The 22,316-nt window shown below is 63.7% G+C and carries 45 protein-coding genes; 33 read left to right on the top strand and 12 right to left on the bottom strand.

Annotated features, from left to right (window positions below; genetic code table 11):
• Nucleotides 1-278: 278 nt before the first annotated feature.
• The 3 genes from F8C90_RS09725 to F8C90_RS09715 form a co-directional block, all read right to left on the bottom strand.
• Nucleotides 279-1,412 carry a site-specific integrase gene (locus F8C90_RS09725; protein WP_158050316.1) on the bottom strand — a complete coding sequence of 378 codons (1,134 nt, stop codon included), beginning with the start codon at nt 1,410-1,412 and terminating at the stop codon, nt 279-281.
• A gap of 216 nt (nt 1,413-1,628) precedes the next feature.
• Nucleotides 1,629-2,438, bottom strand: coding sequence for a hypothetical protein (locus F8C90_RS09720; protein WP_158050315.1), 810 nt, complete (start codon nt 2,436-2,438; stop codon nt 1,629-1,631).
• On the bottom strand, nt 2,439-2,816 hold the full coding sequence (locus F8C90_RS09715; RefSeq protein ID WP_158050314.1) for a helix-turn-helix transcriptional regulator: 378 nt from the start codon (nt 2,814-2,816) through the stop codon (nt 2,439-2,441).
• 146 nt (nt 2,817-2,962) lie between these two features.
• Between F8C90_RS09715 and F8C90_RS11020 the strand changes: the two genes are divergently transcribed.
• Genes F8C90_RS11020 through F8C90_RS09705 form a run of 3 tightly spaced genes read left to right on the top strand, consistent with a single transcriptional unit; the run spans nt 2,963 to nt 3,615 of the window.
• Entirely contained in the window at nt 2,963-3,121 is a 159-nt protein-coding gene (locus tag F8C90_RS11020; RefSeq protein WP_170264629.1) for a hypothetical protein, read from the top strand.
• Nucleotides 3,114-3,347 (top strand): helix-turn-helix transcriptional regulator, encoded by a 234-nt coding sequence (locus F8C90_RS09710; protein WP_158050313.1) that lies wholly within the window; start codon nt 3,114-3,116, stop codon nt 3,345-3,347. The genes F8C90_RS11020 and F8C90_RS09710 overlap by 8 nt, the downstream gene beginning before the upstream one ends.
• Before the next feature lie 46 nt (nt 3,348-3,393).
• Nucleotides 3,394-3,615 (top strand): hypothetical protein, encoded by a 222-nt coding sequence (locus F8C90_RS09705; RefSeq protein WP_158050312.1) that lies wholly within the window; start codon nt 3,394-3,396, stop codon nt 3,613-3,615.
• A 162-nt stretch (nt 3,616-3,777) separates the two neighbouring features.
• On the opposite strand, the gene F8C90_RS09700 is transcribed toward F8C90_RS09705, so the two are convergent.
• Nucleotides 3,778-4,242 carry a hypothetical protein gene (locus F8C90_RS09700; RefSeq protein ID WP_158050311.1) on the bottom strand — a complete coding sequence of 155 codons (465 nt, stop codon included), beginning with the start codon at nt 4,240-4,242 and terminating at the stop codon, nt 3,778-3,780.
• 263 nt (nt 4,243-4,505) lie between these two features.
• On the opposite strand from F8C90_RS09700, the gene F8C90_RS09695 reads away from it, so the two are divergent.
• From F8C90_RS09695 to F8C90_RS09570, 30 genes are all read left to right on the top strand, one after another.
• Nucleotides 4,506-4,724 (top strand): helix-turn-helix transcriptional regulator, encoded by a 219-nt coding sequence (locus tag F8C90_RS09695; protein ID WP_246155889.1) that lies wholly within the window; start codon nt 4,506-4,508, stop codon nt 4,722-4,724.
• Nucleotides 4,714-4,872 (top strand): hypothetical protein, encoded by a 159-nt coding sequence (locus tag F8C90_RS11015; RefSeq protein WP_170264628.1) that lies wholly within the window; start codon nt 4,714-4,716, stop codon nt 4,870-4,872. The genes F8C90_RS09695 and F8C90_RS11015 overlap by 11 nt, the downstream gene beginning before the upstream one ends.
• Entirely contained in the window at nt 4,869-5,306 is a 438-nt protein-coding gene (locus F8C90_RS09690) for a hypothetical protein (protein WP_158050310.1), read from the top strand. The genes F8C90_RS11015 and F8C90_RS09690 overlap by 4 nt, the downstream gene beginning before the upstream one ends.
• A complete protein-coding gene (locus F8C90_RS09685; protein ID WP_158050309.1) occupies nt 5,303-5,677 on the top strand; it encodes a RusA family crossover junction endodeoxyribonuclease in 375 nt (124 codons plus the stop codon). Before F8C90_RS09690 ends, F8C90_RS09685 begins: the two co-directional genes overlap by 4 nt.
• A complete protein-coding gene (locus F8C90_RS09680; protein WP_158050308.1) occupies nt 5,674-5,952 on the top strand; it encodes a hypothetical protein in 279 nt (92 codons plus the stop codon). The genes F8C90_RS09685 and F8C90_RS09680 overlap by 4 nt, the downstream gene beginning before the upstream one ends.
• Nucleotides 5,952-6,848 (top strand): DUF1351 domain-containing protein, encoded by an 897-nt coding sequence (locus tag F8C90_RS09675; protein ID WP_158050307.1) that lies wholly within the window; start codon nt 5,952-5,954, stop codon nt 6,846-6,848. The genes F8C90_RS09680 and F8C90_RS09675 overlap by 1 nt, the downstream gene beginning before the upstream one ends.
• A complete protein-coding gene (locus F8C90_RS09670) occupies nt 6,827-7,537 on the top strand; it encodes a hypothetical protein (protein WP_211361088.1) in 711 nt (236 codons plus the stop codon). The genes F8C90_RS09675 and F8C90_RS09670 overlap by 22 nt, the downstream gene beginning before the upstream one ends.
• On the top strand, nt 7,534-8,199 hold the full coding sequence (locus F8C90_RS09665; protein WP_170264627.1) for a Lin1244/Lin1753 domain-containing protein: 666 nt from the start codon (nt 7,534-7,536) through the stop codon (nt 8,197-8,199). Before F8C90_RS09670 ends, F8C90_RS09665 begins: the two co-directional genes overlap by 4 nt.
• 5 nt (nt 8,200-8,204) lie before the next feature.
• A complete protein-coding gene (locus tag F8C90_RS09660; RefSeq protein ID WP_158050304.1) occupies nt 8,205-8,567 on the top strand; it encodes a hypothetical protein in 363 nt (120 codons plus the stop codon).
• Nucleotides 8,564-8,827, top strand: coding sequence for a hypothetical protein (locus F8C90_RS09655; RefSeq protein WP_158050303.1), 264 nt, complete (start codon nt 8,564-8,566; stop codon nt 8,825-8,827). The genes F8C90_RS09660 and F8C90_RS09655 overlap by 4 nt, the downstream gene beginning before the upstream one ends.
• Nucleotides 8,824-8,997, top strand: coding sequence for a hypothetical protein (locus F8C90_RS11010; RefSeq protein WP_170264626.1), 174 nt, complete (start codon nt 8,824-8,826; stop codon nt 8,995-8,997). Before F8C90_RS09655 ends, F8C90_RS11010 begins: the two co-directional genes overlap by 4 nt.
• Before the next feature lie 130 nt (nt 8,998-9,127).
• Nucleotides 9,128-11,617: a DNA methyltransferase gene (locus tag F8C90_RS09650; protein ID WP_158050302.1), complete on the top strand. Its 2,490-nt coding sequence runs from the start codon at nt 9,128-9,130 to the stop codon at nt 11,615-11,617.
• Nucleotides 11,614-12,681, top strand: coding sequence for a DNA polymerase III subunit beta (locus tag F8C90_RS09645; RefSeq protein ID WP_158050301.1), 1,068 nt, complete (start codon nt 11,614-11,616; stop codon nt 12,679-12,681). The genes F8C90_RS09650 and F8C90_RS09645 overlap by 4 nt, the downstream gene beginning before the upstream one ends.
• A gap of 2 nt (nt 12,682-12,683) precedes the next feature.
• On the top strand, nt 12,684-13,010 hold the full coding sequence (locus F8C90_RS09640) for a hypothetical protein (protein WP_158050300.1): 327 nt from the start codon (nt 12,684-12,686) through the stop codon (nt 13,008-13,010).
• Between the two features lie 11 nt (nt 13,011-13,021).
• Nucleotides 13,022-13,282, top strand: coding sequence for a hypothetical protein (locus tag F8C90_RS09635; protein ID WP_158050299.1), 261 nt, complete (start codon nt 13,022-13,024; stop codon nt 13,280-13,282).
• Nucleotides 13,283-13,290: 8 nt separating this feature from the next.
• Entirely contained in the window at nt 13,291-13,704 is a 414-nt protein-coding gene (locus tag F8C90_RS09630; RefSeq protein ID WP_158050298.1) for a single-stranded DNA-binding protein, read from the top strand.
• Nucleotides 13,705-13,755: 51 nt separating this feature from the next.
• Nucleotides 13,756-14,022 carry a hypothetical protein gene (locus tag F8C90_RS09625; protein ID WP_158050297.1) on the top strand — a complete coding sequence of 89 codons (267 nt, stop codon included), beginning with the start codon at nt 13,756-13,758 and terminating at the stop codon, nt 14,020-14,022.
• A gap of 62 nt (nt 14,023-14,084) precedes the next feature.
• Nucleotides 14,085-14,216: a hypothetical protein gene (locus tag F8C90_RS11325; RefSeq protein WP_281350339.1), complete on the top strand. Its 132-nt coding sequence runs from the start codon at nt 14,085-14,087 to the stop codon at nt 14,214-14,216.
• Nucleotides 14,200-14,367 (top strand): hypothetical protein, encoded by a 168-nt coding sequence (locus F8C90_RS11005; protein WP_170264625.1) that lies wholly within the window; start codon nt 14,200-14,202, stop codon nt 14,365-14,367. The genes F8C90_RS11325 and F8C90_RS11005 overlap by 17 nt, the downstream gene beginning before the upstream one ends.
• Nucleotides 14,357-14,605, top strand: coding sequence for a hypothetical protein (locus tag F8C90_RS09615; RefSeq protein WP_158050295.1), 249 nt, complete (start codon nt 14,357-14,359; stop codon nt 14,603-14,605). Before F8C90_RS11005 ends, F8C90_RS09615 begins: the two co-directional genes overlap by 11 nt.
• A complete protein-coding gene (locus F8C90_RS09610) occupies nt 14,592-14,888 on the top strand; it encodes a hypothetical protein (RefSeq protein ID WP_158050294.1) in 297 nt (98 codons plus the stop codon). Before F8C90_RS09615 ends, F8C90_RS09610 begins: the two co-directional genes overlap by 14 nt.
• Entirely contained in the window at nt 14,875-15,153 is a 279-nt protein-coding gene (locus F8C90_RS09605) for a hypothetical protein (RefSeq protein ID WP_158050293.1), read from the top strand. Before F8C90_RS09610 ends, F8C90_RS09605 begins: the two co-directional genes overlap by 14 nt.
• Nucleotides 15,146-15,469 (top strand): hypothetical protein, encoded by a 324-nt coding sequence (locus F8C90_RS09600; RefSeq protein WP_158050292.1) that lies wholly within the window; start codon nt 15,146-15,148, stop codon nt 15,467-15,469. The genes F8C90_RS09605 and F8C90_RS09600 overlap by 8 nt, the downstream gene beginning before the upstream one ends.
• Nucleotides 15,462-15,806 (top strand): hypothetical protein, encoded by a 345-nt coding sequence (locus F8C90_RS09595; protein WP_158050291.1) that lies wholly within the window; start codon nt 15,462-15,464, stop codon nt 15,804-15,806. Before F8C90_RS09600 ends, F8C90_RS09595 begins: the two co-directional genes overlap by 8 nt.
• A complete protein-coding gene (locus F8C90_RS09590) occupies nt 15,787-16,341 on the top strand; it encodes a hypothetical protein (protein WP_158050290.1) in 555 nt (184 codons plus the stop codon). The genes F8C90_RS09595 and F8C90_RS09590 overlap by 20 nt, the downstream gene beginning before the upstream one ends.
• The gene (locus tag F8C90_RS09585; RefSeq protein WP_158050289.1) at nt 16,338-16,580 is read left to right on the top strand and encodes a hypothetical protein; all 243 of its coding nucleotides are present in this window, start codon (nt 16,338-16,340) and stop codon (nt 16,578-16,580) included. The genes F8C90_RS09590 and F8C90_RS09585 overlap by 4 nt, the downstream gene beginning before the upstream one ends.
• Entirely contained in the window at nt 16,577-16,924 is a 348-nt protein-coding gene (locus F8C90_RS09580) for a hypothetical protein (protein WP_158050288.1), read from the top strand. The genes F8C90_RS09585 and F8C90_RS09580 overlap by 4 nt, the downstream gene beginning before the upstream one ends.
• Nucleotide 16,925: 1 nt before the next feature.
• Complete coding sequence (locus tag F8C90_RS09575; protein WP_158050287.1) at nt 16,926-17,420, top strand: hypothetical protein; 495 nt, start codon at nt 16,926-16,928, stop codon at nt 17,418-17,420.
• Between the two features lie 128 nt (nt 17,421-17,548).
• Nucleotides 17,549-17,722 (top strand): hypothetical protein, encoded by a 174-nt coding sequence (locus tag F8C90_RS11000; protein WP_170264624.1) that lies wholly within the window; start codon nt 17,549-17,551, stop codon nt 17,720-17,722.
• Nucleotides 17,722-18,609: an SDH family Clp fold serine proteinase gene (locus F8C90_RS09570; protein ID WP_211361087.1), complete on the top strand. Its 888-nt coding sequence runs from the start codon at nt 17,722-17,724 to the stop codon at nt 18,607-18,609. Before F8C90_RS11000 ends, F8C90_RS09570 begins: the two co-directional genes overlap by 1 nt.
• Before the next feature lie 43 nt (nt 18,610-18,652).
• Here the strand turns inward: F8C90_RS09570 and F8C90_RS09565 are convergent, their stop codons facing one another.
• The 8 genes from F8C90_RS09565 to F8C90_RS10990 form a co-directional block, all read right to left on the bottom strand.
• On the bottom strand, nt 18,653-19,153 hold the full coding sequence (locus tag F8C90_RS09565; protein WP_158050286.1) for a Panacea domain-containing protein: 501 nt from the start codon (nt 19,151-19,153) through the stop codon (nt 18,653-18,655).
• Nucleotides 19,154-19,306: 153 nt separating this feature from the next.
• A complete protein-coding gene (locus F8C90_RS09560) occupies nt 19,307-19,522 on the bottom strand; it encodes a hypothetical protein (RefSeq protein ID WP_158050285.1) in 216 nt (71 codons plus the stop codon).
• 30 nt (nt 19,523-19,552) lie between these two features.
• Nucleotides 19,553-19,723, bottom strand: coding sequence for a hypothetical protein (locus tag F8C90_RS10995; protein WP_170264622.1), 171 nt, complete (start codon nt 19,721-19,723; stop codon nt 19,553-19,555).
• A gap of 59 nt (nt 19,724-19,782) precedes the next feature.
• Nucleotides 19,783-20,442 (bottom strand): hypothetical protein, encoded by a 660-nt coding sequence (locus F8C90_RS09555; protein ID WP_158050284.1) that lies wholly within the window; start codon nt 20,440-20,442, stop codon nt 19,783-19,785.
• A gap of 56 nt (nt 20,443-20,498) precedes the next feature.
• Nucleotides 20,499-20,867 (bottom strand): hypothetical protein, encoded by a 369-nt coding sequence (locus tag F8C90_RS09550; RefSeq protein ID WP_158050283.1) that lies wholly within the window; start codon nt 20,865-20,867, stop codon nt 20,499-20,501.
• 75 nt (nt 20,868-20,942) lie between these two features.
• The gene (locus tag F8C90_RS09545) at nt 20,943-21,362 is read right to left on the bottom strand and encodes a hypothetical protein (protein ID WP_158050282.1); all 420 of its coding nucleotides are present in this window, start codon (nt 21,360-21,362) and stop codon (nt 20,943-20,945) included.
• A 23-nt stretch (nt 21,363-21,385) separates the two neighbouring features.
• Nucleotides 21,386-21,571 carry a hypothetical protein gene (locus F8C90_RS09540; RefSeq protein WP_158050281.1) on the bottom strand — a complete coding sequence of 62 codons (186 nt, stop codon included), beginning with the start codon at nt 21,569-21,571 and terminating at the stop codon, nt 21,386-21,388.
• A gap of 187 nt (nt 21,572-21,758) precedes the next feature.
• Nucleotides 21,759-21,899 carry a hypothetical protein gene (locus F8C90_RS10990; RefSeq protein ID WP_170264621.1) on the bottom strand — a complete coding sequence of 47 codons (141 nt, stop codon included), beginning with the start codon at nt 21,897-21,899 and terminating at the stop codon, nt 21,759-21,761.
• Nucleotides 21,900-22,316: the final 417 nt, after the last annotated feature.

The following is a 22,316-nucleotide window of genomic DNA, read 5'->3' as shown; positions in this document are numbered from 1 at the left end:
TATGTGGCAACTTAGGAAAAACTGCCGGTTGTATAAATGACGCACGACCATTATCAGCCTATGATCCACGGTCATTAGGAAGACGACATGAAGTAGGGGCTCACAATGTTCTACTCATATCGTCTTTGGCGGGAGCGTTTTCCAATCGTGAAATGCCGCTCGTGATACTGTCGCTTAGCGGGGCGAGATGTGACAGGTCCTCCCTTCTTTGCTGAAAACTCCGCATCTTGGACAGAAATCGTCGTTTTGTCGACATCGCTCTGACCAGGGGTTTTATCTCACTTTTGCCTAACTTTGCCTAACTCGCAAAAGTGGGATGCGAAATCCTCCGCAAATCGGTGCGCCAGAGTGTCCCCTTTTGGTCGCATGTAGTGCGCGCCAGTGGTGCCCGGGAGCTTGTGCCCCATGAGGAGTTCGAGCGTGTCTGACCCCACTCCCCATTCGAGCTGCGCGAAGGTGCGCCAGGAATTGCGGAGGTTTTGGAACGGTATGGGATTCCCCGATTCTGCCGCCCATGCGTGCGCGAGCTGCCCGCGGTTCATGGGAAGCCCGTCACCTCGGTGCGCGAGCCACTCGATACGATCGCTCGCGAGGGCGTGCGCTATGTCCAGCAACCTCTCGGAGTACGGGGGCGGCACGCACACCGTGCGGCGGCTCTCGGGCGTCTTGAGCGACTCGATTGGGAGGAACCCAGAGTGCTCCATGCGGCGTGTTATGGGGACGGTCGCGAAGACCATGCCGCCCACCTCGAAGCTCGAAACCTCGTCCACGCGCGCGCCCAACGATTCCCCGCTGCGGCACGACCCGAAGCACGCGAGGATGAAGGCGGACTCGCACCGCGCGCCGTGCAGCCGATGGAACATCGCGTCCGCCTGGTCGAGCGTGAGCACGCCCTTGCGGCGCGCGTTCTCGTGGGGCGGAAGCTCGTACTTGATGGCGAATCGGTTGGGAGCCACCTCGTATCGCTCGGCGAAGGCGCCCACCGAGCGGAGCACTGAGAGCGCCGCCTGGGCGTTCCCCCGCTTCTGGGAGGTCAGCCATTCCTGGACGTCGAGCGGGCGCACGGAGTCGAGGGGGACGCCGTCCCAGCGCGGGGCGATGACGGAATCCCAGATGCGCGTGTACTGGCGGAAGCTGCCCTCCGACAGGTCGCCCGATTCCATTCGGCGTGTGATGGATGGAAGATACCACGAAGAGTAAGCCTGCCCCACCGTGGCGCACGGGGCGTCCTCGGCGTGCTCAAGGCGAAGCTGGGACATCCGCAGGTCGGCTTGCTTGTACGTCCCGTAGAACGTCTCGCAGCGGCGCACACGGCCTTGGGGCGTGTTCTCGTACCAGCGGAGTATATACTTCGCGTTCGGCTTCACGGGGTCGATGGAACCCCATGCGCGCCGCCTCTTCTTGCGCGTCATGGTGCAATTCACCTGTCCTTTTCAATCTGGGGGACGCATGGGGCGGCTTAACTTTGGTCGGTGGAGCCGCCCCGACTTTTATCTCTTACGCAGTGCGCTGAACCTGATTATCCTCGCTTTTCTCGAACAGCTCGGAGCCTGCCATCATCTCGGCCTGCTCGGCCAGGCGGTCGGTGCCCGGCTCGCCGTAGTCGTACACCTTCGGGCGGAACGTCGCTACATGCGCATAGGCCCAATCTCGGCGGCTCGCTCATGCCATTCCTCGTTGAATCTCTCGACCGCATCGGCGATTTTCTTCCTTGCGCAGATGCGCGCTACCTCTTTTCCGGTCGACGTGAACTCGACGGGCGATTCAGGGTACACGAGTCTCGAAGGGGATCCCGCGAGAAACACCGGCGTCAAATCTCCGGACGACGACCAGGTCATCGTCCGAATCGACGGTGCATCCTCGCATGGGGAAACCGCATCCACCCATCGTCCGTCGATCTTTCTCGTTCCGACGGTGACGACCCTCCTCGCCGCGCTTCGCGTCAACAGCCCGCGCTCCACGAGTCGCGAAACCGCCTCGGCGTCGACGCCGAGGCCTGCGCATCTCTCGCTGACAGGGATGACGAAGAGCGGTTTCTCTGGGTCTCCAGACTCGTCGACGGCCGACAGGTTGGCGAGAGCGACCATGCAGGCCGATTCCGCCTCGTCGAGCTCGGACAGTGCGCGCATGGCGGATGGTGAGAGGGCGCGAGGATCCGAGCCGACTTTCGCGAACTCGCCGCATGCGCCTTCTTCCGTCGTATCGGCGTGTTCTCGCCTCGCCGATGGTTTTGCGAGACCCCTCAGGCCCCATCCGGCAACGACGCCGAAAGCGAAAGATGCGATTGGAAGCGCATTGTTCAGTGCGGCGTAAGCGTAACTGCCGACCATCTCAGGGGTGACGTTGAGCCATGCCGCGATCGTGGCGATGCCGCCCAGCGTTCCGACGATGCTCGCGACGGCCTCGCCGGGCGATCTCGCTTTTCCGAGCGCGCTCACCTACATCGCCTCCTGAACTCGTACAGCTTCGGGCCTATCTTTTTCGATGCGCGTGTCGGGCGACCCGCTCATGAGCCTCGCGGTCTGGACGAGCGTTTCCCGTCCCTGCGAGTTCATCGACTCGTAGTAGCCGTTGAGGGCTGCTTGGCCGCTGTCGGAGAATGATGCGTCGCCGTTCCCGCCGCTCCATCCGCAGAGGTCGTTCGGGGTGCATCCGAAAACAAGACCAATATTAAAAGCATCTTCAAGCGTCAGCTGAACTTCACCGCGCTCCCATGACGCATATTTACGCTCTTTGATTCCCAAAGCGTCAGCTGCCGCTTTCTGCGTTTTATACCCTGCGCGCTTCCGCATTTCTTTCAGCTGCAACGTAAACATGGCATGTCCTTTCGTCACCGCAAATTCTACGTGTTTCACGTAGAAAATTCAACAAATTACATAAAAGACGGTTGCAACAAACGCGATACACGTCTATGATGCAAGGCAATCAACATGAATCACGTTGATTTTGAAAGGGTGAAACTATGGTGAAGGCAATCGCATTGACGGCGCAAATGCTCCTTCTCGCGGCTGGACTCGTCGCCATCTATCTCTTCGGCGCGGTTGCCGAGGGGTGCGCGATGCTCCTGGCGTCGCTCTTCGCCCTCGGTTTCGCGTTCGGTTTCGGGAGCGGGGGTGAGTAGATTGACCGACTTCAAGTCGATGGTGGGGCACCGAATCCGCGTTGCGCGTGCAGACGCCCGCATGAGCCAGGAAGACCTCGCGAAGGCTTCCGGCGTGAGCATCGCGAGCATCCAGCGGTACGAGAGTGGAGAGTCGTGCCCGCTTCTTCAAGCGGCGGCGGCGATGGCCGAAGCCCTCGGAGTAACCGTGAACGACCTCTGCGGCATCCCAGAGAGCGCGGCCTAACCGCCGCACACCACTCGGAAGCAGGGACGGCAAGGAAGGAGGAAGGGTGTTCCACTACAGGTACATCTACAAGACGGTCTTCGGGACGAAGTGGCAGGACCTCGACGCCGAAAGCGACGAGGCGGCCGACCGCATCTTCTGGAAGGACAAGCTGAGCGACCTGAACGAAATCGTGATGGTCGAGAAGTCGAGCCTACCCGTGGATGAGAAGGGCGGCGGCAGCGACGAGTCCAAGCACACGGACGGGAAGGGAGAGAAGCTCGCATGACCGGGGAAGGGGCCGCCATGGCGGCGGTAGCCGTCGTTTGGATCGCGCTCCTCTTCGTCGGTGCCGTCGTCTTGATAGTGCGGATGCGCGACGAGTGGCTCGGCTTCTGGCCGAACCCGCGGACGCTGCTGATAGTCGGGGTGTCTTTGAACGTCGGCCTTGTTATAGGCCGAATAGCTTCAGAGCTGCTGGTATCGCTTCTCTGGCGATGAGCTCGCCGAGCGCGCCGCCGAAGGTCCCGGTGAGAAGGCCGAAGACGCCGCCCATGACGGCAGAGATGGTGGCGACCTTCATGTCGCGGTGGAACTGCTCGTCACGGAGCTCCTCCTCCCGAGCCTCACGCGTCGCCTTGTCTTTGAAGTAGCAGCGGCCCGCGCTCGTGAGGTCCTCGTAGGTGTACTCCGCCGAGCGGGGGAGCACGTAAGCATCGACGAGGCCCTTCTCGACGAGGCCGTCGTAGAGGGCGCGAACGTCTCGGCAGCTTATCGAGAGCCTGCCGTCGGGGCCTTTTCGGGTGAGGGACTCGGCTATCCGCCGATCGATGACCGACCCCGCCCGCTCGCCGCGCTCGTGCGCATCGACGAGCTCGCGGAGGGCGGACTCCTCCTCGCTTGAGAGTTCGACCACGGCGCTCCGTTCTCGCTGGCTGTCAGGACGAGAGGATTGTACCACCTGGAAACGAACCACCGCACTCACACACACCAGAGGGCTGACCGCAGGGCGCATGGCGAGCCAAAACACTTGTTCTCCAACGCAAGTACCTTTCTTTCCCATCCTCCTGACGGACGTACGCACGCACCTCGCGCCGTGCGCCCTGTGACCAGCCTTCTGGGAATGCACCTTGAAAACCGAATAACGCAGACGAGAAGAAGGAAAGGAGGTGATTGGAAGTGTTCCAAGAATGGGCAACCGCGGCTGGAATCCCGCGCAAGCCGCTCTACCGCGCAGCGGAGGTGGCCAGGGTGCTGGGAATCTCGCGCTCGACCATATACGCGGAGATTGCGAGCGGGAGGCTGCGGGCGAAGCGCCCGACTAAATCAGGTTACTGCGTGTACGTCATGAGCGATGACGTGGACGAATGGCTGAAAGGAGAAGGAAATGGAAGATAAAAAGAAAGCGCGCCGAGGCTGCAACCAGGGGCGCGCGTTCGCAAGAAGCAATGAGGAGTATACCACGTTCGGCGTCGGGCTGATTTTCATGTTCGCCGCGTTCTTCGCGTGGGTCCTGCTGGACATGGCGCTGGGAGGTGCCGCGTGATGCAGACGAGCGTCGACATGGTGCAGAGGAACGACCCCATAGTCTACGTGCAGGACGCCTGCTACTGGGTGAAGCACAACCCCGACAAGTTCAAGCGCCTCATGCACCTGTGCCACAGGGAGGTCGACGCGGGCAACCCGAGGGTCACGCGCGGCGACATCTACAACCTCGCGCGCGAGGCGGGCCTCACCATCACCGAGTGCCAAGAGCTGAAGCGCGACAACAACAAGTGGCCGACGCTCGCCCGCTACATGGTCATGCTCCGCCCGCGCCTCGCCAAGTGCCTGCACTTCCGCGAGAGCGGCATCGAGCGCGACGGCATCGACCTCATAGCCGAGTGGCACGCCATCGTGAACCCCATGACGTTCTTCTACGCGGACGACTGGAAGGACGCGAAGGCGAAGTGCGCGAGCGGGGACGTGACGGCGCAATGAGACAGAGGTTCGAGATACCCGGAAAGCTTCCGAGCCTGAACGACTACGTCGACGCGTGCAGGCGCAACCCGTATGTCGGAAACAAGGCGAAGCAGAGAACGCAGGATGAAGTAATGCTGGCCATAAAGGCGGCGAGGCTCAAGCCGATGAGGGCGCCCGTCTCCGTGAGCTTCGAGTGGGTGGAACCCGACATGAGGCGCGACAAGGACAACATCTCGTCCGCCAAGAAGTACATACTCGACGCCCTCGTTGAGAGCGGCGTCATATCGAACGACAACTGGAAATGGATCGCGGGGAATCTGCCCGACTCCTACAAGGTGAACAAGCAGAACCCCCGCGTGATAGTGACTCTGGAAGGAGAGCCAAGATGAGCGAACTCGACGGGAAATACTACGCAGGCGCATGCTACGAGGTGTCGCGCAAGTGCGCGACGGTGACGAGCAACCTCGCGTTCTGGGGAGCGGGCATGGCGGAAGGAGACGAGGACGAGCACGCCCTCAAGCTCGCGCGGAGCGTCGTCTCCCTGCGACGCGAGCTGAAGCGGATACTCGACGACCTGCCGAAGGAGACGGTCAAGCGGGCGAAGGCCGAGGAAGAGGAGATCCACGCTGACCCGTTCGCCTTCCTTCTGAAGGGCCTGATGTGATGGCGGTCGAGGCGGAGGTCGTTGAGCCCTCCGCCAACCTGGCGAAGGCCCCCGACCCCGCGATCTCCTACACCCTGCCGAAGGTCACGGTCGGCAACCTGGAGGGCGTCGAGCGGTTCGTGGAGCAGGTGGAGGAGTTCTTCGAGGGCGTGGACATCGACCCCACCGACCCCGAGCAGGTGAAGGCCCTGAAGGGGCTGCGCGCCGACGTGAACAAGGCGGCGAACGCCATCGACGGCAAGCGCAAGGACATGGACCGCGCCGTGAAGGGCGCTATGTCCGAGGCCGACGGCGCGCTCAACGCTCTGCGCGACAGGCTCAAGGAGGTATACGCCAAGACGGGGCGGCGCATAGAGGAGGCGGACGCCATCTGGCTGCAGGGGCGCACGGCGCTGCTGCGCCACGAGTACGATGGGGCCGCGCCCGACCTCGCCGAGCTGATACCGCTCGATGCGTTCGCGGCCAGGGAGCCGAAGCTGCTCCAGAAGTCCTGGAAGGGGCCGAAGGCCTGCGACAAGCTCGACGAGATGATCGCCGAGGCCGTGGCCGACCGGAAGAGGCTCGCGGAATCCGACCTCGCGTACCCCGTGGAGGCGGACGCGGTCTTCTGCAGGACGCTCGACATCAAGGCCGCTCTCGACGAGGACAGGCGGCTCAAGGTCGCCGAAGCCGAGAGGAAGGCCCACCTCGCCGCCTCCAGGCAGCTCCAGGAGCAGGTGGAGGCTCGGCGCGGGCAAGAAGCCGAGAAGCCCAAACCCGCCCCCCATGGCGAGCCTGAGGGGCTGTCTCGGTGGACGATCTCGTTCACGGGCACTGAGGCCCAGGCGGCCGAGGTGAAGGCCCTCATGGTGCGCCTGGGCGTGGCCGACCGCAAGTGCAAGAGGTCGGCGCTATGAGCGAGGAAGACAAGTGGAAGGCGCTCCAGAAGCCCTTCGACCCCGACGAGGTGGAGCTTCTGCCCAAGTACACGGGGGCGAAGGGCGCCGACGGGCGCATACCCCGCGACAAGTACCGCCGCTGCGACGAGTGCGGTGGGTTCCACCCGTTCCCCTGCGTGCACCTCAGGTACGTCGGGCACGCGGGCATAACGCAGCGCCTCAACGAGGTCGACCCGACCTGGAACTGGGAGCCAGCCGCGAAGGACCAGAACGGGCTCCCGCTCATAGCGGGCGGCGGCATGTGGATACACCTCACGGTGCTCGGCGTCACGCGCTGGGGCTTCGGCGACGCCCAGGGCAAGACGGGGCCGAACGCCGTGAAGGAGACCATCGGCGACGCCATCAGGAACGCCGCCATGCGCTTCGGCGTGGGCACCTATCTCTGGAGCAAATCCGACAAAGACAAGAGGGTGGCGGAGCTCGGCCAGCCGCCCGAGGAGGCCCCGTTCGACATGTACCGCGATGCCCTCGCGAGGGCGAAGGAGCGCGGCGTGAGCGTCAAGGACGCCATGGCCTACGTGGAGAGCGTGATACCGAAGCCGCGAGAGGAGTACGGCGACTTCGAAATCAGATGCGCGGTGCTTCTGGTCGACTCCATGAGGGCCCCGGAGAAGCCGCCAGAGGACGGCGAGGAGGTGAGCTTTTGATCTACTTCGACCACGACACGGGCGCGATGAGCGACCCGAAGATGACGGAGCTCTGCATCGAGTGCGGACCTGGCGCGATAGCCGCCTACTGGTGCATCATCGAGCAGATTTACCGAGACGAAAGCCCCTTGGTTCTGTTCGCGAACCAAGACGGCAACCGAACCCTAACCAAGGTGGTTAGCCATTGGCTGTGCATCGACTCCGAAACGCTCGAATCGTGGGTTTCGGAGATGCTCGGCATAGGGTTGCTGGAAACGGACGAGAACAACCCGAACGCGGTAACGAGCAAGCGCGCGATGGCGAACATCGAGGCGTACAAGGCGAAGCAGGAAACCGCACGTCAGAACGGGAAGAAGGGCGGTCGGAAAACCCAGCCGAAACCGAACGCAAACCAAACCCCAACCGAGTCGGTTAGCGGGCGCAAAGCTAATAAAAGAAAAGAAAATAAAGGTTTTGGTTTTGACAAGCAAAACCAAAAACCTTGCGCGTCGGGCGACGCGGCTGCGGCTGGTGCCGCGCCGCCCGACGCTTCGTCAACGGCCCCGTCCGACTACCGATGCGGCGAGTGCTCGTCTCCGCTCTCCTTCAGGGGAGGGGAAGGCGGCTTCGGGTGGTACTGCCCGAAGTGCGGCAAGGTGAAGGGGCCGGGCGAGGCCGCATGAACGGCATGAGCAGGCTCAGCGCCCACAACATGCGCGGGCAATCGGAGAGGCCCGGATGGTGCATCGTCTGCGGGAGGCCCTACCCCGAGGGTCACCACGTCGTGGCGAGGTCGCTCGGCGGCGGCAACGGCCCCGTCGTCGACCTCTGCGGGCGCGGCAACAGCCTCAAGGACGCGGACGGCAACCTGCTCCACCACGGCGCCGCCGAGACGCACAGGCTGTGGCTCTGGTGGCACGACGGAACGGACAGCGACATCGCCCCCAAGTGCCTGCGCGGCTGCGGGTACGGCAGGTGGGCCTACATCCTGGCCGACGAGCCGTGCCGATACGAGGAGGCTGCCGAGATGGAAGGATGGAGGCTCGCATGAGCACGGAGCTCGACAGGTACGGCGGCGCGGACGCCTACGCGAGGCACGACAACGAGCGAGCAGACGCCGAGAAGAGTCGGCTGGGACGTGCGACCTGCATGAGGTGCGCGCACGCATTCTCCGAATTCACGGCATGCGCGGCGTGCGGCGGCGAGACGATGATCTGCGTCTGCCTGCTCGACCCCGCCGACCCGTGGCTAACGGAACCAGACGGAAGCCCCGCCGACATCGGGTGCGAGGACTACGAGGAGATGTCATGAAGGTATACGAGCTCATAGAGAAGCTGATGATGATTCCCGCCGGGTGCGAGGTCGATTTCTACGATGGCGCGGGAACGATATACGCGGTGAACAAGGTCAACGCGCCATCCGATTGCGCCTCGTGCGCGATCCTGATGCCCGACGTCGATTCGGGAGGCCTCGATGATTAGCGCCTCGTGCGCCGTCGGCGCCCTGCTGGTCGCCGGCGTCGTCCTGGCGCTTTCCAGGAATTAAAGACATACGGAAACACGGAGCAGCCTATGCGGGAACGCGTCGGCTGTCTCTCGTTTAGGAGAAGAAATGGAATACATGGAGTTCCTTGAGCGCAAGCGAACCCACGTTCCGCATTCGGGCTTCGACCCGGGCGACGACGTGAGCGACGCGCTCTTCCCGTTCCAGCGCGACATCGTGCGCTGGGCGGTCATGGGCGGGCGGCGCGCCATCTTCGCCGCGTTCGGCCTGGGCAAGTCGGTGATGCAGCTGGAGATCATGCGGCTCGTCCAGGCGCACGAGGGAGGGCGCGCCCTCATCGTCTGCCCGCTGGGCGTGCGCCAGGAGTTCAAGCGCGACGCGGGGCTGCTCGGCACGGAGGTCGAGTTCGTCAGGCGAACCGAAGAGCTCGGCGGCGACGGCGTCTACCTCACGAACTACGAGAGCGTCCGCGACGGCAGGCTCGACCCCAACGAGTTCAAGGCGGTGACGCTCGACGAGGCGAGCGTGCTCCGGAGCTTCGGCTCGAAGACCTACCAGACGTTCCTCGAGCTGTTCGACCAGGTTCCGTACCGCTTCGTCGCGACCGCGACCCCTTCCCCGAACCGGTACAAGGAGCTCATCCACTACGCGGGGTTCCTGGGGATCATGGACACGGGGCAGGCGCTCACCCGCTTCTTCCAGCGCGACTCCACGAAGGCGAACAACCTCACGCTCTACCCGCACAAGGAGCAGGAGTTCTGGCTGTGGCTCTCGTCGTGGGCGCTGTTCCTGCAGAAGCCGAGCGACCTGGGCTATTCGGACGAGGGATACGCGCTGCCGCCCCTGGACGTGCGCTGGCACGAGATACCGGACGACGGCGATTCGGAGGTGCCCGTCGACCGCGACGGCCAGGAGCGCATGTTCCGAGACTCGGCCGTGTCGCTTTCGGACGCCGCCAAGGAGAAGCGCGCCACGATGGCCGCCCGCATCGCCAAGGCCAAGGAGATCGTGGACGAGTCTCCGGGCGACAGCTTCATCCTCTGGCACGACCTGGAGGACGAGCGCCGCGAGATAAAGCGGCAGATGCCCGACGCGGTGGAGGTGTACGGGAGCCAAGACCTCGACGAGCGGGAGCGCCGCATCGTCGGCTTCAGCGACGGCGAGTTCAGGCTGCTCGCGACGAAGCCCGTCTTGAGCGGGAGCGGCTGCAACTTCCAGCGGCACTGCCACAGGGAGATCTTCACGGGCGTCGGGTTCAAGTTCAACGACTTCATTCAAAGCATTCACCGCGTCTACCGCTTCCTGCAGACGGAGCATGTCCGCATCGACATCGTCTACGGCGAGGGCGAGCGGGAGGTCGTCAAGCAGTTGAGAGAGAAGTGGGCGCGCTATGACGAGCTCACGCGGAAGATGGAGGGCATCATCAAAGAGCACGGGTTGTCTGACGCGTCCATAGCGGACGCCATGAAGCGCAGCATCGGCTGCGAGAGGATCGAGGCGAGCGGCGACGGGTGGCTGTTCGCGAACAACGACACGGTGGCCGAGGCGAAGCTCATCCCGGACGACTCGGTGGACCTCATCGTCACGAGCATCCCGTTCAGCAATCACTACGAGTACACGCCGAGCTACAACGACTTCGGGCACACCGAGGACGACGCGCACTTCTTCGGGCAGATGGACTACCTGACGCCCGACCTGCTGCGCATCCTCAAGCCCGGCCGCATCTACGCGTGCCACACGAAGGACCGCGTGCGCTTCGGAAACGTGACGGGAGCGGGTATACCGACCATCGAGCCGTTCCACGCCGAGGTCATCGAGCACGGCATCAAGCACGGGTTCGACTACATCGGGATGATCACGGTCGTCACGGACGTGGTGCGAGAGAACAACCAGACCTACCGCCTGGGGTGGACGGAGATGTGCAAGGACGGCACGAAGATGGGCGTCGGGTGCCCCGAGTACATCCTGCTGTTCCACAAGCCGCAAACCGACCGAACCAAAGGCTACGCGGACGTGCCCGTCGCCCACTCGAAGGACGGGTACACCCGCGCCCGCTGGCAGGTCGACGCGCACGCCTTCTGGAGGTCGTCGGGCGACCGCCCGCTCACGCCCGAGGAGATAGCGGGCTACCCCGTCGGAGAGATCGGGAAGGTGTTCAAGGAGGAAACCCTGCGCCGCATCTACGACTACGAGTCGCACGTCAAGATCGGCGAGAGCCTCGAGGGCATGGGAACGCTGCCCGCGACCTTCATGGCCATAGCGCCCGCGTCATGGCAGCCGGACGTGTGGACCGACGTGAACCGCATGCTCACGCTCAACACCGAGCAGAGCCGCAAGCGGCAGCAGATGCACCTCTGTCCGCTCCAATTCGACATCGTGGACAGGCTCATCGAGCGGTACAGCAACCCCGGCGAGCTGGTGTACGACCCGTTCGGCGGCTTGGGCACCGTGCCGCTGAGGGCAATGAAGATGGGGCGCAGAGGGCGCGGCGTGGAGCTCAACACGGGGTATTTCCTGGACGCCGTGAAGTATCTGGAAGCTGAGGAGCGCAGGCAGTCGATGCCGACGCTGTTCGACATGGAAGGAATCGGAGAATGAGGCTGACAATCGCCAAATCGGAACTGCAGGACGCGCTCAAGGCGGTGTCCTCGACAGTGGGCAAGGGCGGCATGACCGCGCTCCAATGCGTGCTCATCGATGCGAGGGAGACGATGTCGCTGGAGACGACCGACATGCAGTCGTCGACCTTCGTCGAGTTCCCCGCGCTCGTGGAGGAGCAGGGCAAGGCCCTTGTGGGGTTCAACCAGCTGCAGAAGTACGTCGGCATGCTCGGCAACGCCGCCGTCTCCATCGAGGCGGAAGGAGACGGCTGCACCGTCACGTGCGGCAAGACCGTCTTCGCCATGAAGGCGCTCGACCCCGCCGACTTCCCCGGGTTCTCGGAGATCGGCGACGGCTCCGAGTGCACTATGCGGGCCGAGGACTTCGCCGAGGCTGTCGGCGCCGTGAAGTCGGCGGTCAGCAAGGACGAGACGAAGGTCTTCAGCGGCATCCGCTTCGTAGGCTCGGGCGGCAAGGCGTCCCTCGCGGCCACCGACAGCTACCGTGCCCACAAGCGCGAGTTCGCGTGCGGCGAGGGCGAGGTCGAGTGCGTCGTCCCCATCGCCATGGCGCAGGCGGTCGCGTCCGCGGGGCTGGCAGGCGACGCGACGCTCGCGACCGACGGCAAGCGCGTCACGTTCGACATGGGCATCTACCGCATCACGTCCCGCTGCCTCGAGGGCAGGTTCCCGCCCGTGGAGAGGGTCCTGCAGGCGGGGAACGTCGTCGGCAAGGCGTCTTTCGACCAGGCGGAGATGCGCGGCGCGCTCAAGCGTTCGGAGGCGGCTGCGTCGGACGACGCGCGCAGCGTGAAGGTGTCGTTCGGCGGCTCGGCAGTGGACTTCGAGGTGACGGGCGACAAGGTGGCGTTCACCGACGAGATAGGGGCCGAGTGCGAGGGCGCCGCCGAGGTTCGCCTCAACCCTCGGCTCATGCTCGACGCGGTGCAGTCGATGCCGGACGGCGAGGGCGCGCCGGTCTTCGAGGCGCAGGGAGCGAACGCGCCGATGCTCGTCAAGCGCGACGGTTACACGGCGGCCGTCATGCCGGTCAGGGGTTAGCCGTGGAAATCGAGGAGATGACGCTCGGCGACCTGCTCGCATGGGCGAACTCGCTGGGGGTGTGCACCTTCGCGACGGGCTCGGGCGCGTTGGAAGGCCGCATCGTCTGCGAGAAGGGCGGCGCGCGAATCGACGTCGGCTTCGGGCGGTACTCGCCGACCATCGGCGACGAGAGGGCGAACATGCGGTTCGTGAGCGTCAGGGCATGGCAGAAAGACGGCGGGATGGGTGCACCGTGCGGCACGTTGGAGAAAGCCGAGAGGAACGTGCGGCTCTACGCCGAGAGGTACGGCTTGTCGGAAGAGCACATGCAGCTATCGCTGTTCTAAGGAGGGTATCGATGGAAGAGGAGAAGGTTCCTCTGCGGCTCGCGCGCGACCAGATGCTCGGCGTGGAAACGTCGCTGGAGCTCACGGCGCGGCGGGCGAACAAGGCGGTCGGCCAGAGGGACAGGTACAGGGCCAACGCGCTGCGGCTCGCCTGCGAGAACCTGACGCTTCGCGGCTGCTGCGCGCGGAAGGCATGCAAGGGCTACTGCGCCCGCGCACGGCGCATGGCGGGAGACGACTACTCGGAGCGCGGCGACGCGTTCCTGGACTAAGGAGAGACATGGGCATCAACAGAGTTTGCATCAGCGGGAACCTGACCCGCGACCCGGAGATGCGGTCGACGGCGGGCGGCACGTCGGTCATGAGCTTCGGCGTGGCCGTGAACGAGCGTCGCAAGAACAACCAGACCGGCGAATGGGAGGACTACCCGAACTTCGTCGACTGCACCCTGTTCGGCAAGCGCGCCGAGGCTTTGGAGCAGTACCTGTCAAAGGGGGCGAAGGTAGCCATCGAGGGCAGGCTGCACTACTCGTCATGGGAGAAGGACGGCCAGAGGCGTTCGAAGCTCGGCGTGATCGTCGACGAGATCGAGCTGATGAGCAAGCGCGACGGGCAGCAGCACGGGCAGTACGGCGGCTACCAGCCCGCGCCGCAGGCTCATGAAGCCTGCTACGACGAAGACATCCCGTTTTAAGAACAGCTACGAAGGGCGGCTCTGCACGGGCCGCCCATTAAGGAGAGACGAATGGGAATCGCAAACGAGCTGCGTGAGCGGGCGCTGCCAGAGGGCATCGAGTGGCCCCGCTTCGAGGACGGCGAGCTTGTGAAGGTGGGCAACGAGGTCGAGTTCGAAGGCGAGACGATGCGTGTCTTCTCCGTGGCCTTCACCTTCAACGGCTGGGTGTTGTGGTGCGCGCGCGAGAGCTTCGACGGAAGGCTCTGCGGCTCGTACGGCGAGCGCGTCAAGCGCCCCACGCCCAAGGTGCTCGCGAAGGCTGGTGAGGGCGAATGAGCTGCGACCCGTTTGAATGGACGTGCGCAAGATGCGGCAAAACGTACCTCCATCCGTTCTTTGTGAGCTACCCCCGCGAGTTTTGGAAAGACAACAAGAAGCGCGTCGGCGATGTCTGCGAGAAGTGCTGCGCCGAAATTGACGATGAAAACGTGCGCCGCAGGGAGGCGGTGGCTCGTGACGCCCGAGACTAAGCAGAAGGCCATGCGCGCGATCGGTTTCCTCGAAGGCTTCAGCGCGTGGGTCTGGGCGAGCACGGGCGAGAAGCTCGCGGACGAGTTCGCCGACGCATACGACCAGTACGTGGAGGAGGTTCGGAAGGCGGTGATGGCGGATGAGGATTAGCGACTACGACCGACAGACATTCGCTCATGCCCTGCGCGAGCTGGCAGACGGCGACGGCGCGGCCATCTTCGACCACGTGAGCCACCTGCGCGTCGACGAGGTAGGCGACTACGCCCTCTTCGGCGTCGGCGCGGTGCTCGCTATGGACGGGGCTTGCCTGTGCGAAGCCGAGGACGCGAGCGGGTACCTGGGCGCGCTCGCAGACATCGTGGAAGGAGGGCGCGATGGAGACCTATAGCTTCGGCGACTGGGTCGTCTACGACCCCGGCTACAAGAACCCCGAGATTGGCAGGGTGACGGAAGACAAAGGTCAGTTTGCCCGTGTGTGCTATCACATGGGATGCACCGCTGCTAGTACTGACAAGCAATACCTGAGACCTGCAACCGAAGCCGAGATACAAGCAGCACCACACGGCATCGGGCACCACCGATTCGACCCCTGGTGCCCGAGCGCGAAGGAGTGCCCCGGGCTTGGAAGATGCGATGCCAAAGCGAAGGAGGTCGAAAATGGCATGGACTAAGTTCGCCAGGGACGTCGACTGTCCGAGGTGCGGGGCGACGCCTGCGCGGCAGAAATGGAAGCCGCGCAAGCAGCTAGTGGACCTCGACGAGATGAGCGTCATCAGCGACTGCAACCCCGTCGACGCTGTCGAGTGCTTCAACTGCGGGCTCGTCTTCCGCGTGTGCCACTTCGAGCACGACGACACCTATATCACCAGCTGGGACGAGATCGAGACGATTCCGCGGTACTGCCCGTGGTGCGGGAAGGAGATCGAGAATGATTAGCGACACCGAGCGCCGAGAGGTCGCGCGCAATCTTCGGGAAATCGAGGAGCGCACGATGCTCGATCTGACCGACGGCGAGCTTCTCGACCTGCTGGCGGGGGCGGTGGGCCTCGACGGCTACGAGGGCGAGCACTTCGAAGGCGGTCTGCTCTACTGCCTGGCAGACCTCATCGACAGGCCGACTACCACGCGCCACGGCAAGTTCAGGACCAAGTACGGAAGGGAGACCCCGTGCTGCGAGGTCTGCGGGTATTCAATCGGCGACATGCGCTGGAATCATTGCCCGAAGTGCGGGGCGGTGATTGCCGATGATTAGCGACGAGAATCGCCGCGAGGTGGCTCTGAGGCTGCGCGGCCTTGACGAGCGCATCGACGGAGTGCCACTCTTGTGTACCAAGCAGGAGCACGACGCCATGGCGCTCTGCGCAATCCGCGCGGTCGTCGGCAAGGGCGACGTGTTCCATCTGCTCGCCGACTTCATCGACCGCCCGATATGCAAGAACATCGCCGACCCATACGACGGCGGACTCTTCGTGTGCTCGAAATGCGGCGAGAGGTGGGAGCTGACATGCGGCAACCTAGCCGACAACCGCCTCTGCTTCTGCCCTCGATGCGGAGCGGAGGTGGTTCCCCATGCTGAGCGATGCGATTAAAGAGCCGTGCGAGTCGGTCATCCGTCCCGTGCGGGTGAGCTACTTCGACCCGCGCACGGGCGAGCCGCTCGACCACAGGCCAGAGCCCATCAGGCGCGAGCAGAAGAGAGAGACCGCCGAGAAGCTCAACGCCGAGATTGCCAAGCGCGAGCGCGACGAGAAGAAGGCGCGCGAGATCTCCGAGGCGATGCGGAAGCGCGCTGGCTTGAAGCCAGACAAGCCACGAAAGAAGCGCCCGACCGCCGCCCCGAAGCTCCTCACGTGCCCAGTCTGCGGCACCCGCTTCGAGACGCCCGAAGCCCACCGAATCACGTGCTCCGACGAGTGTGCCAAGAAGCGCCGCGCCGAGAAGGCGAAGGCGCGCTACGCGGCGAAGGTCGTGCGCACCGTCCGCGAGTGCACCGTGTGCGGACGCCCGTTCGAGGTGCCTGGCAAGTCCCGCAAGGTCACTTGCTCCGACGAGTGCGCGAAGGTGCGCAAGCGCGAGCGCGAGCTCGCGTGGAAGGCGGCGACGAGGAACGGGCGCGCCCTATGACCGAGCGAGTGATCGCAGGCAGCACCCGCGACGGGCAGCTCAGGCTCTTCGAGGTGGATGAGCTGCCGAAATGGAACGGCCTCGACCCCGACACGTGCGGCCACGAGACGGGAACCTATCGCAGCAAGAGCAAGTGCGATCTCAAGGGTAGGCTGGTGTACACCAACTGCCGCGAGGTCGGGCATTGCATATGGAAGCCGGGCGACGTGCCGCCCGAGAATACGGAGGATGAGGAATGAGCGACTGCAGCAGCGACATCAGGGCGAGGCGCAGGTCCGTGGAGGTCGGGAGCGTCGCGGTCTTCCCCGATGCGAAGGCCGACAAGGACCAGGCGCGGAAGATCCTGGAGGAGGCCGCCGAGGCGTTCGGCGCGTGGCAGCGGTACGCCTCCGACGTCGAGACGGGGGAAGGCATGGGATTCCCGCGCCACGCGAGGGTCACGGGGAGCTTCGATGACCTCGCGGACGAGCTGGCCGACGTGGTGACGGCGTGCATGAACATGGCATGCGCGATCGGCATCGTCGACTTCACGGCGCGCATGGAGGAATGCGCGAAGCGGAACAGGACTCGGGGGAGGATGTAGCTTGAACGAGAAGCAGAGGAAGGCGCGCGCCTACCTGAGGTCGTACCGCGTGATAGTCGCCCAGGCCGAGAAGTGCCTGGAGGACTACGAGCGCGCGTACGACAGGGCGCACAAGGTGACGGCGACGCTCGGGGAGTGCCCAGGCGGCGGGCCGTCGTCCGACAAGGTTTCCGAGGGCGCCGTGGAGATGCTGCTGCACGCCGACGAGCTCAAGGTCGAGCACGACAGGCTGACCGGGCTCTACCGCAGGCGCAACGAGGTCATAGAGGCCGTCGCCGAGCGCAATCAGCTGTGGGGCGAGGTGCTTTCCATGGTGCACGTCGAGGGCATGAAGGTGTCCGACGTCCGGCGCTTCCTGGAGCGCGACCGAAGGCACATCGTGAGCCAGTCGGCGGCCTACCAGCTTTACTACCGGGCGTTGGAAAAGGCATACGACGAGGCGGTTTCGATGGGGGTCAGGTTCTCGGACGGTGTGGCCGACTGCCCCGAGGAGTAGCCGGCTGGCGAAACCGATGCGTTGCTCCGACCTCGTCGTCCAATCGGACGACGAGGATAATTTCGATTTCAAGTCGTCAGTCGCCTAGAAAGCGTATAGAATGAATTCTTCAGGGAAGGAGTGCGGCTATGGAGAAAAAGAAACGCATCGGTTCTGCAAGCAAGGACTACGAGAAGGCGTACGAGGCGATTGTCAAGGGCGGCCTCTCTTTCCCAGCCGCATCCCTGCAGCCCGGTAATTTCGAGCTTTTCACCATGTACAAACCGGGGAAGCAGACCTATTCGACCGGGTTGACGCTCTGATGCCTTCGTGGGGCGAGCTTGTCTCGCGCGCGCAAGACGGGGACGTCGACCTCGACGCGCTGCGGCACGGCGCGGTTTCGAGTTTGGCGTCATACAGGAACAGAAACGTTATCTGCTACTACTCAGGGTGGCTTCAGCGTAGCTCAAGCCCCGACATCGCGATATGCGACAACGACATGAACGGGCTTATGAATGCGCTTCACGGCTTGGATAGGAAGCGCGGTCTCGATCTCGTTTTGCATACACCGGGAGGCGATCTTGCGGCGACGGAGGCGATAGTCAGCTATATCAAGAGCTGCTTCGGCTCGGACGTTTGCGCAATCGTTCCGCAGCTCGCCATGTCCGCCGGCACAATGGTGGCGTGCTCGTGCAAGAAAATCGTGATGGGAAGGCAGTCGTCACTCGGGCCGACGGATCCTCAACTCGGCGGAGTGGCGGCTGGCGGCGTCGTCGAAGAGTTTGAGCACGCAGTCGACGAGGTTGGAGAGAATCCCGCGTCTGCCGCATTGTGGGCGCAGATCATAGGGAAGTACCACCCGACTTTTCTCGGCGATTGCAAGAAAGCCATGGACATGTCGCGGTCGGTCGTGTCGGATTGGCTGCGCGGAAACATGCTAAACGGAGAAGCTGAGGGCAGCGAGAAGGTCGAGAAGATTATCGAAACCCTATGCGACCACAGAAGCTCGGCGATGCACAACAGGCATTTTTCATCCCAGCAGCTTTCCGATCTCGGCCTTAAAATCGAGATGATGGAGGACGATGATGATCTGCAAGACCTGATTCTTACGGTTCACCATGCGTTCATGATTTCTTTTCAGAAGAGCGGAAGCGTGAAGATAATTGAAAACGACCGAGGGGCCTGCTGGATAATTAACTCCGCGGGTTAGTTTTCGGAGACCCGATCTTGCGAGCGGAGTTGCCCCGTCCCGCTCATCGGGTTTCCATCATCTTGAGCGCGTTCGGCCATGCGCTCTCGACGGTTTCTATCCCAGCTGCGAGCGTTCCCCTCTCGGGCACCGCGCCGAGCGAGGATTCTATTGCGTCGAGCGTTATCACGTTGTCGCGGTCGGGTGAGTACGCCTTGTCCCACGCGCCGCCTTTCGCGTGCGTCAGGTTCACGAGGTCGAAGGCGGTGAGCTTGGCGTACTTCGCGGCCGTCGCGTCGACGATGAGCTCCGCTCTCGGGTCTGCCGGGACCGGGCGCGTCGGGCTCGTTATGGGTGCGCGCCCGAATCTCTTGAACTCGCGGTATATCGACGGGACGACGGGGCCGTATTGCCACGCCTCTATCGCGTCGTCGAAGAGCGCGACGCCGTCGCGCAATAGGGATTCCCTCTGCGCGAGGTATACGAGCTTGTTTAGCTTTAAGTTGGTTATCTGCGCCTTGCCGTGGCGCTGAATGAACATGTTGGCGACATCCAACGCTTTCATGGCGTTCCTTTCTTCTAGGTTGCTTTTGCGGAAGTATAGCGCCTCTCCTGCCTTGGTTCCGCTATGGCCGTGCCGAGCGCAGGCCCTCCGCGGTGCGCGGCTTGAATTCCGTTGCGATGTTGATGTTCCTCTGCATGGTGTCTTCCCTTCCCGCTATTTCCCGGCGTTGCGCTCCATGTCCTCGCGGATGAGGTCCCGGATGTACTGCGCCGGCGTGACTTCCTTCGTTTGCAGGTAGTCGTAAAGGTCCATCGTCGTGTTCTCGAAGAACGCGACTGTCACGTTTTTTTGATTCGCTTTCTTGTAGCGCGCTTCTCCCGCGCGCTGCGCGGGCGTGCGCTTCACGACGCGCTTCTTCGGCTCCGTCATGCCTCTCCTAACCTCGGTTGCGGGTCCAGTTTAGCATCCCTCCCAGTACTCGGCGCAGCTCGCGCAGCACTCGCCGATACCGTCCACGTGCTGAAGCTGCCCCGCCTGGTAGAGCTCGCCGCAGGAATCGCACCATGCGGCCTGCATCCCCATGAGGGCGAACAGGAACGAGACGATGATTTTCATGATCCAGACTTGCATTTCTTCCTCCTTCGGTCGGCCGGGGCCGTCGCTTACCGGCCCCGGCTCGGTTTCCTTCCCTACGCGTAGCTGCTCGTGTGCTCCGGCTTGCCGTCCCATTTCCACGCGCTTATCACGTCGTCGATCCTGATCATCCCGTAGGCGTTCACCTTGCACCGCTTCCCGCGCTCGTTGTCCTTTATGTGGCTCCACCCGGTGACGTACTCGCCGCGCCTCGGCGTGACGGTCCCGCTCATGTAGCCGGTTTCCTCGTAGTTCCTCGCGATCTCGCGGACGGTGACGTACTGCCCGGACTTCTTCACGACCTCGTAGAACTCGACGTTCGTCTGCTCGTAGCCCCAGCAGCTGCTGAAGATGTCGCCGACCTCGATTCCGTCCGTCGTGGCCTTCGCCTTCTCGCGGCGCTCCCTCGCCCTCTCCTCGCGCTTCCTGCTCTCCTCGGGGTCGAACACCCGCGCGAGCTCGTTCGTGAGCGCCTGCCATTTCCTGGAGTTCAGGTTGAGCGCCTCGACCTTGTACTCGGTTTCGTCCCAGACGGCGCGGTTTCCCTCGCCGTCGCGCCCGATGTGCCTGGTGACGTACTTGCGCCGGGCGACGTAGTAGCCCCAGCGGCTTTTCTTCGTGGAGACGCGCGCCGTGGCCTCGCCGTTGCGCACTTTCTCCGCCTGCTCCTCGGTGACCTCGTCGATGCTGCAGATGATTTCCTCGGTGGTCTTCATGGTCTTTTCCTTTCGCCGGGGCCGCTTTCCCGCGGCCCCACGTCGGTTTGCCTTCCCTACGCCGCGAACGCCCGGCGGGCGATCTCGTCCGACAGTTTCCCCAGGTTCTCGGGCGTCGCCTCTAGCACCCAGTCGAAGTTCAGGACGTAGCCGGCGCCGCCCTTCTTCGCCGTCGGGTTGTATTTCGCCCGGCATACGTCGTTCTCGTCGTAGCAGTAGACCGTGACGCTCCACCAGGTCTCTAGCTCGCGGTCGGTGTATCCGTTTTCGTGCCACAGGCGGGGGAGCGAGTGGGTCGTGTGCGGGTTCTCGCAGATCGTGAACTCGGCCTCGATGCGCTCGCCCTTTCCGTTCGTCCCCTCGTACGTGCGCAGGAAGTGCTTTCCGCTCCAGCGCGAATCCGTGTAGGCCGTCGTTTTCTCCATGGTATAATCTCCTCGTTTCGTGAGCCTTCCCGGCTCGGTTGCGTTGCGGCGCGGGCTTCCTCCCCGCGCCGCTTTCTATCTTCGCGCCGCTTCCCAGCGGTCGATCGCCCTTTGCTCGCGATCGATTTCGTCGGCATATTTGAGCCAAAACGCTTCGAAGTCGATTCCCGGCTTTTCGCGCATCCATTCGAGGTATGCGGCCTCCTCCGCGCTTTTCGGCCCCCCCGGCGGAGTCGCGTACCTTTTTATGAACTTCCCGCGGTAGCTCTCGCGCCTCACCTCGTAGCCCGCTTTCGTGAGCCCGGCCGCGAGGACGTCGGCGATCCCGAACGAGTTCGCCACGGTATCCGTCACCGCGAAGCACCTTCCGGAGAGCCCGAACTCCCGCGCCGTCGCGAGGGCTTTTCTCGAAACGGCCTTGATCCTTTTCGGGTCGGCCGTGCAGTAGTCGGACGCGAACACGGCCGCGCTCCGGCCGTCGAGGAACACGAGCACGTCGCAATATCTCACGCCGCGCCTCATCGCGTGCCGCCGAACCGGAAATAGAAGGCGCCGCGCTTGATGCTCCAGTGCGCCCCCATGGTGTAGAGCTCGCCGGCGTAACGCTGCGCCTCGTCGTCGAGCCATACGCACAGGCCCGACCAGAAGCAGCCGATCCCCAACGCCTCCATGCAGCTGATGCAGTTGCTAACCTCCGCGCTCATCTTGCGCCTCCTCACTCGTCGGTTACGTTCCGGGGATGAAACCCCGCGAAGCCCGCCCGTCCGGTGGACTTCGCGGGACTTGCGCGGATCGCCGCGCCTCCCGTGGTACAATGTCCGCATCACCCCGCCGCGCCGAAGCGCCGCGGAGCAAGTGGAGCCTGCTAGCTGCTGTCGGCTAAAACGTCAACTAGCGGGCTTTCTTTATCTCGTCGTATATCCACGCCGCCAGAAGCGACGCGGCGACGGACAAGACGAAACCCGCCAACAACTCCATGCCCTCACCCCCTCTCGCGTCCGAGGTGATGCGGTAGCTTTTCGGCGGTCGCATGTCGGCGGTGGATCTGCACCGCTTATCGTTGCCGCCCCCGTATGGCCGGACCTCCCGCGCTCTCCTCGCGTTCCGTCACATCCGGCGTTTGTCAAGGTGCCCGCCTCGCGGCTCCCCGCTCGGCGTGATTGCATTATCGACCCTTGGTTATAACCAAGTCAACAAGGCATTGACCAGGGGAAACGCAACGTCTCCGCAGGTCAGACGAGGGAAAAATATTTCGAAAACTTTTTCGGTCTGATCGCGCCGAGTCGGCATACCCGCAGGTCAGAGCGCATGAGCGGCCGCCTGGCCACCCGCGCCGCCGCCGGGGAGCGCACGCCCGAACGATCGCCGCGCACGAGGGGAGCAGCGCGCCGCCGCCCGCCGCCGGCTACCCGCACCGCAGGGAGACGAGCCCGCGCCGCAGCCCACGCG

Source organism: Ellagibacter isourolithinifaciens (assembly GCF_008831035.1).
GTDB lineage: Bacteria > Actinomycetota > Coriobacteriia > Coriobacteriales > Eggerthellaceae > Ellagibacter > Ellagibacter isourolithinifaciens.
This window is presented reverse-complemented; position numbering and strand designations above follow the sequence as displayed.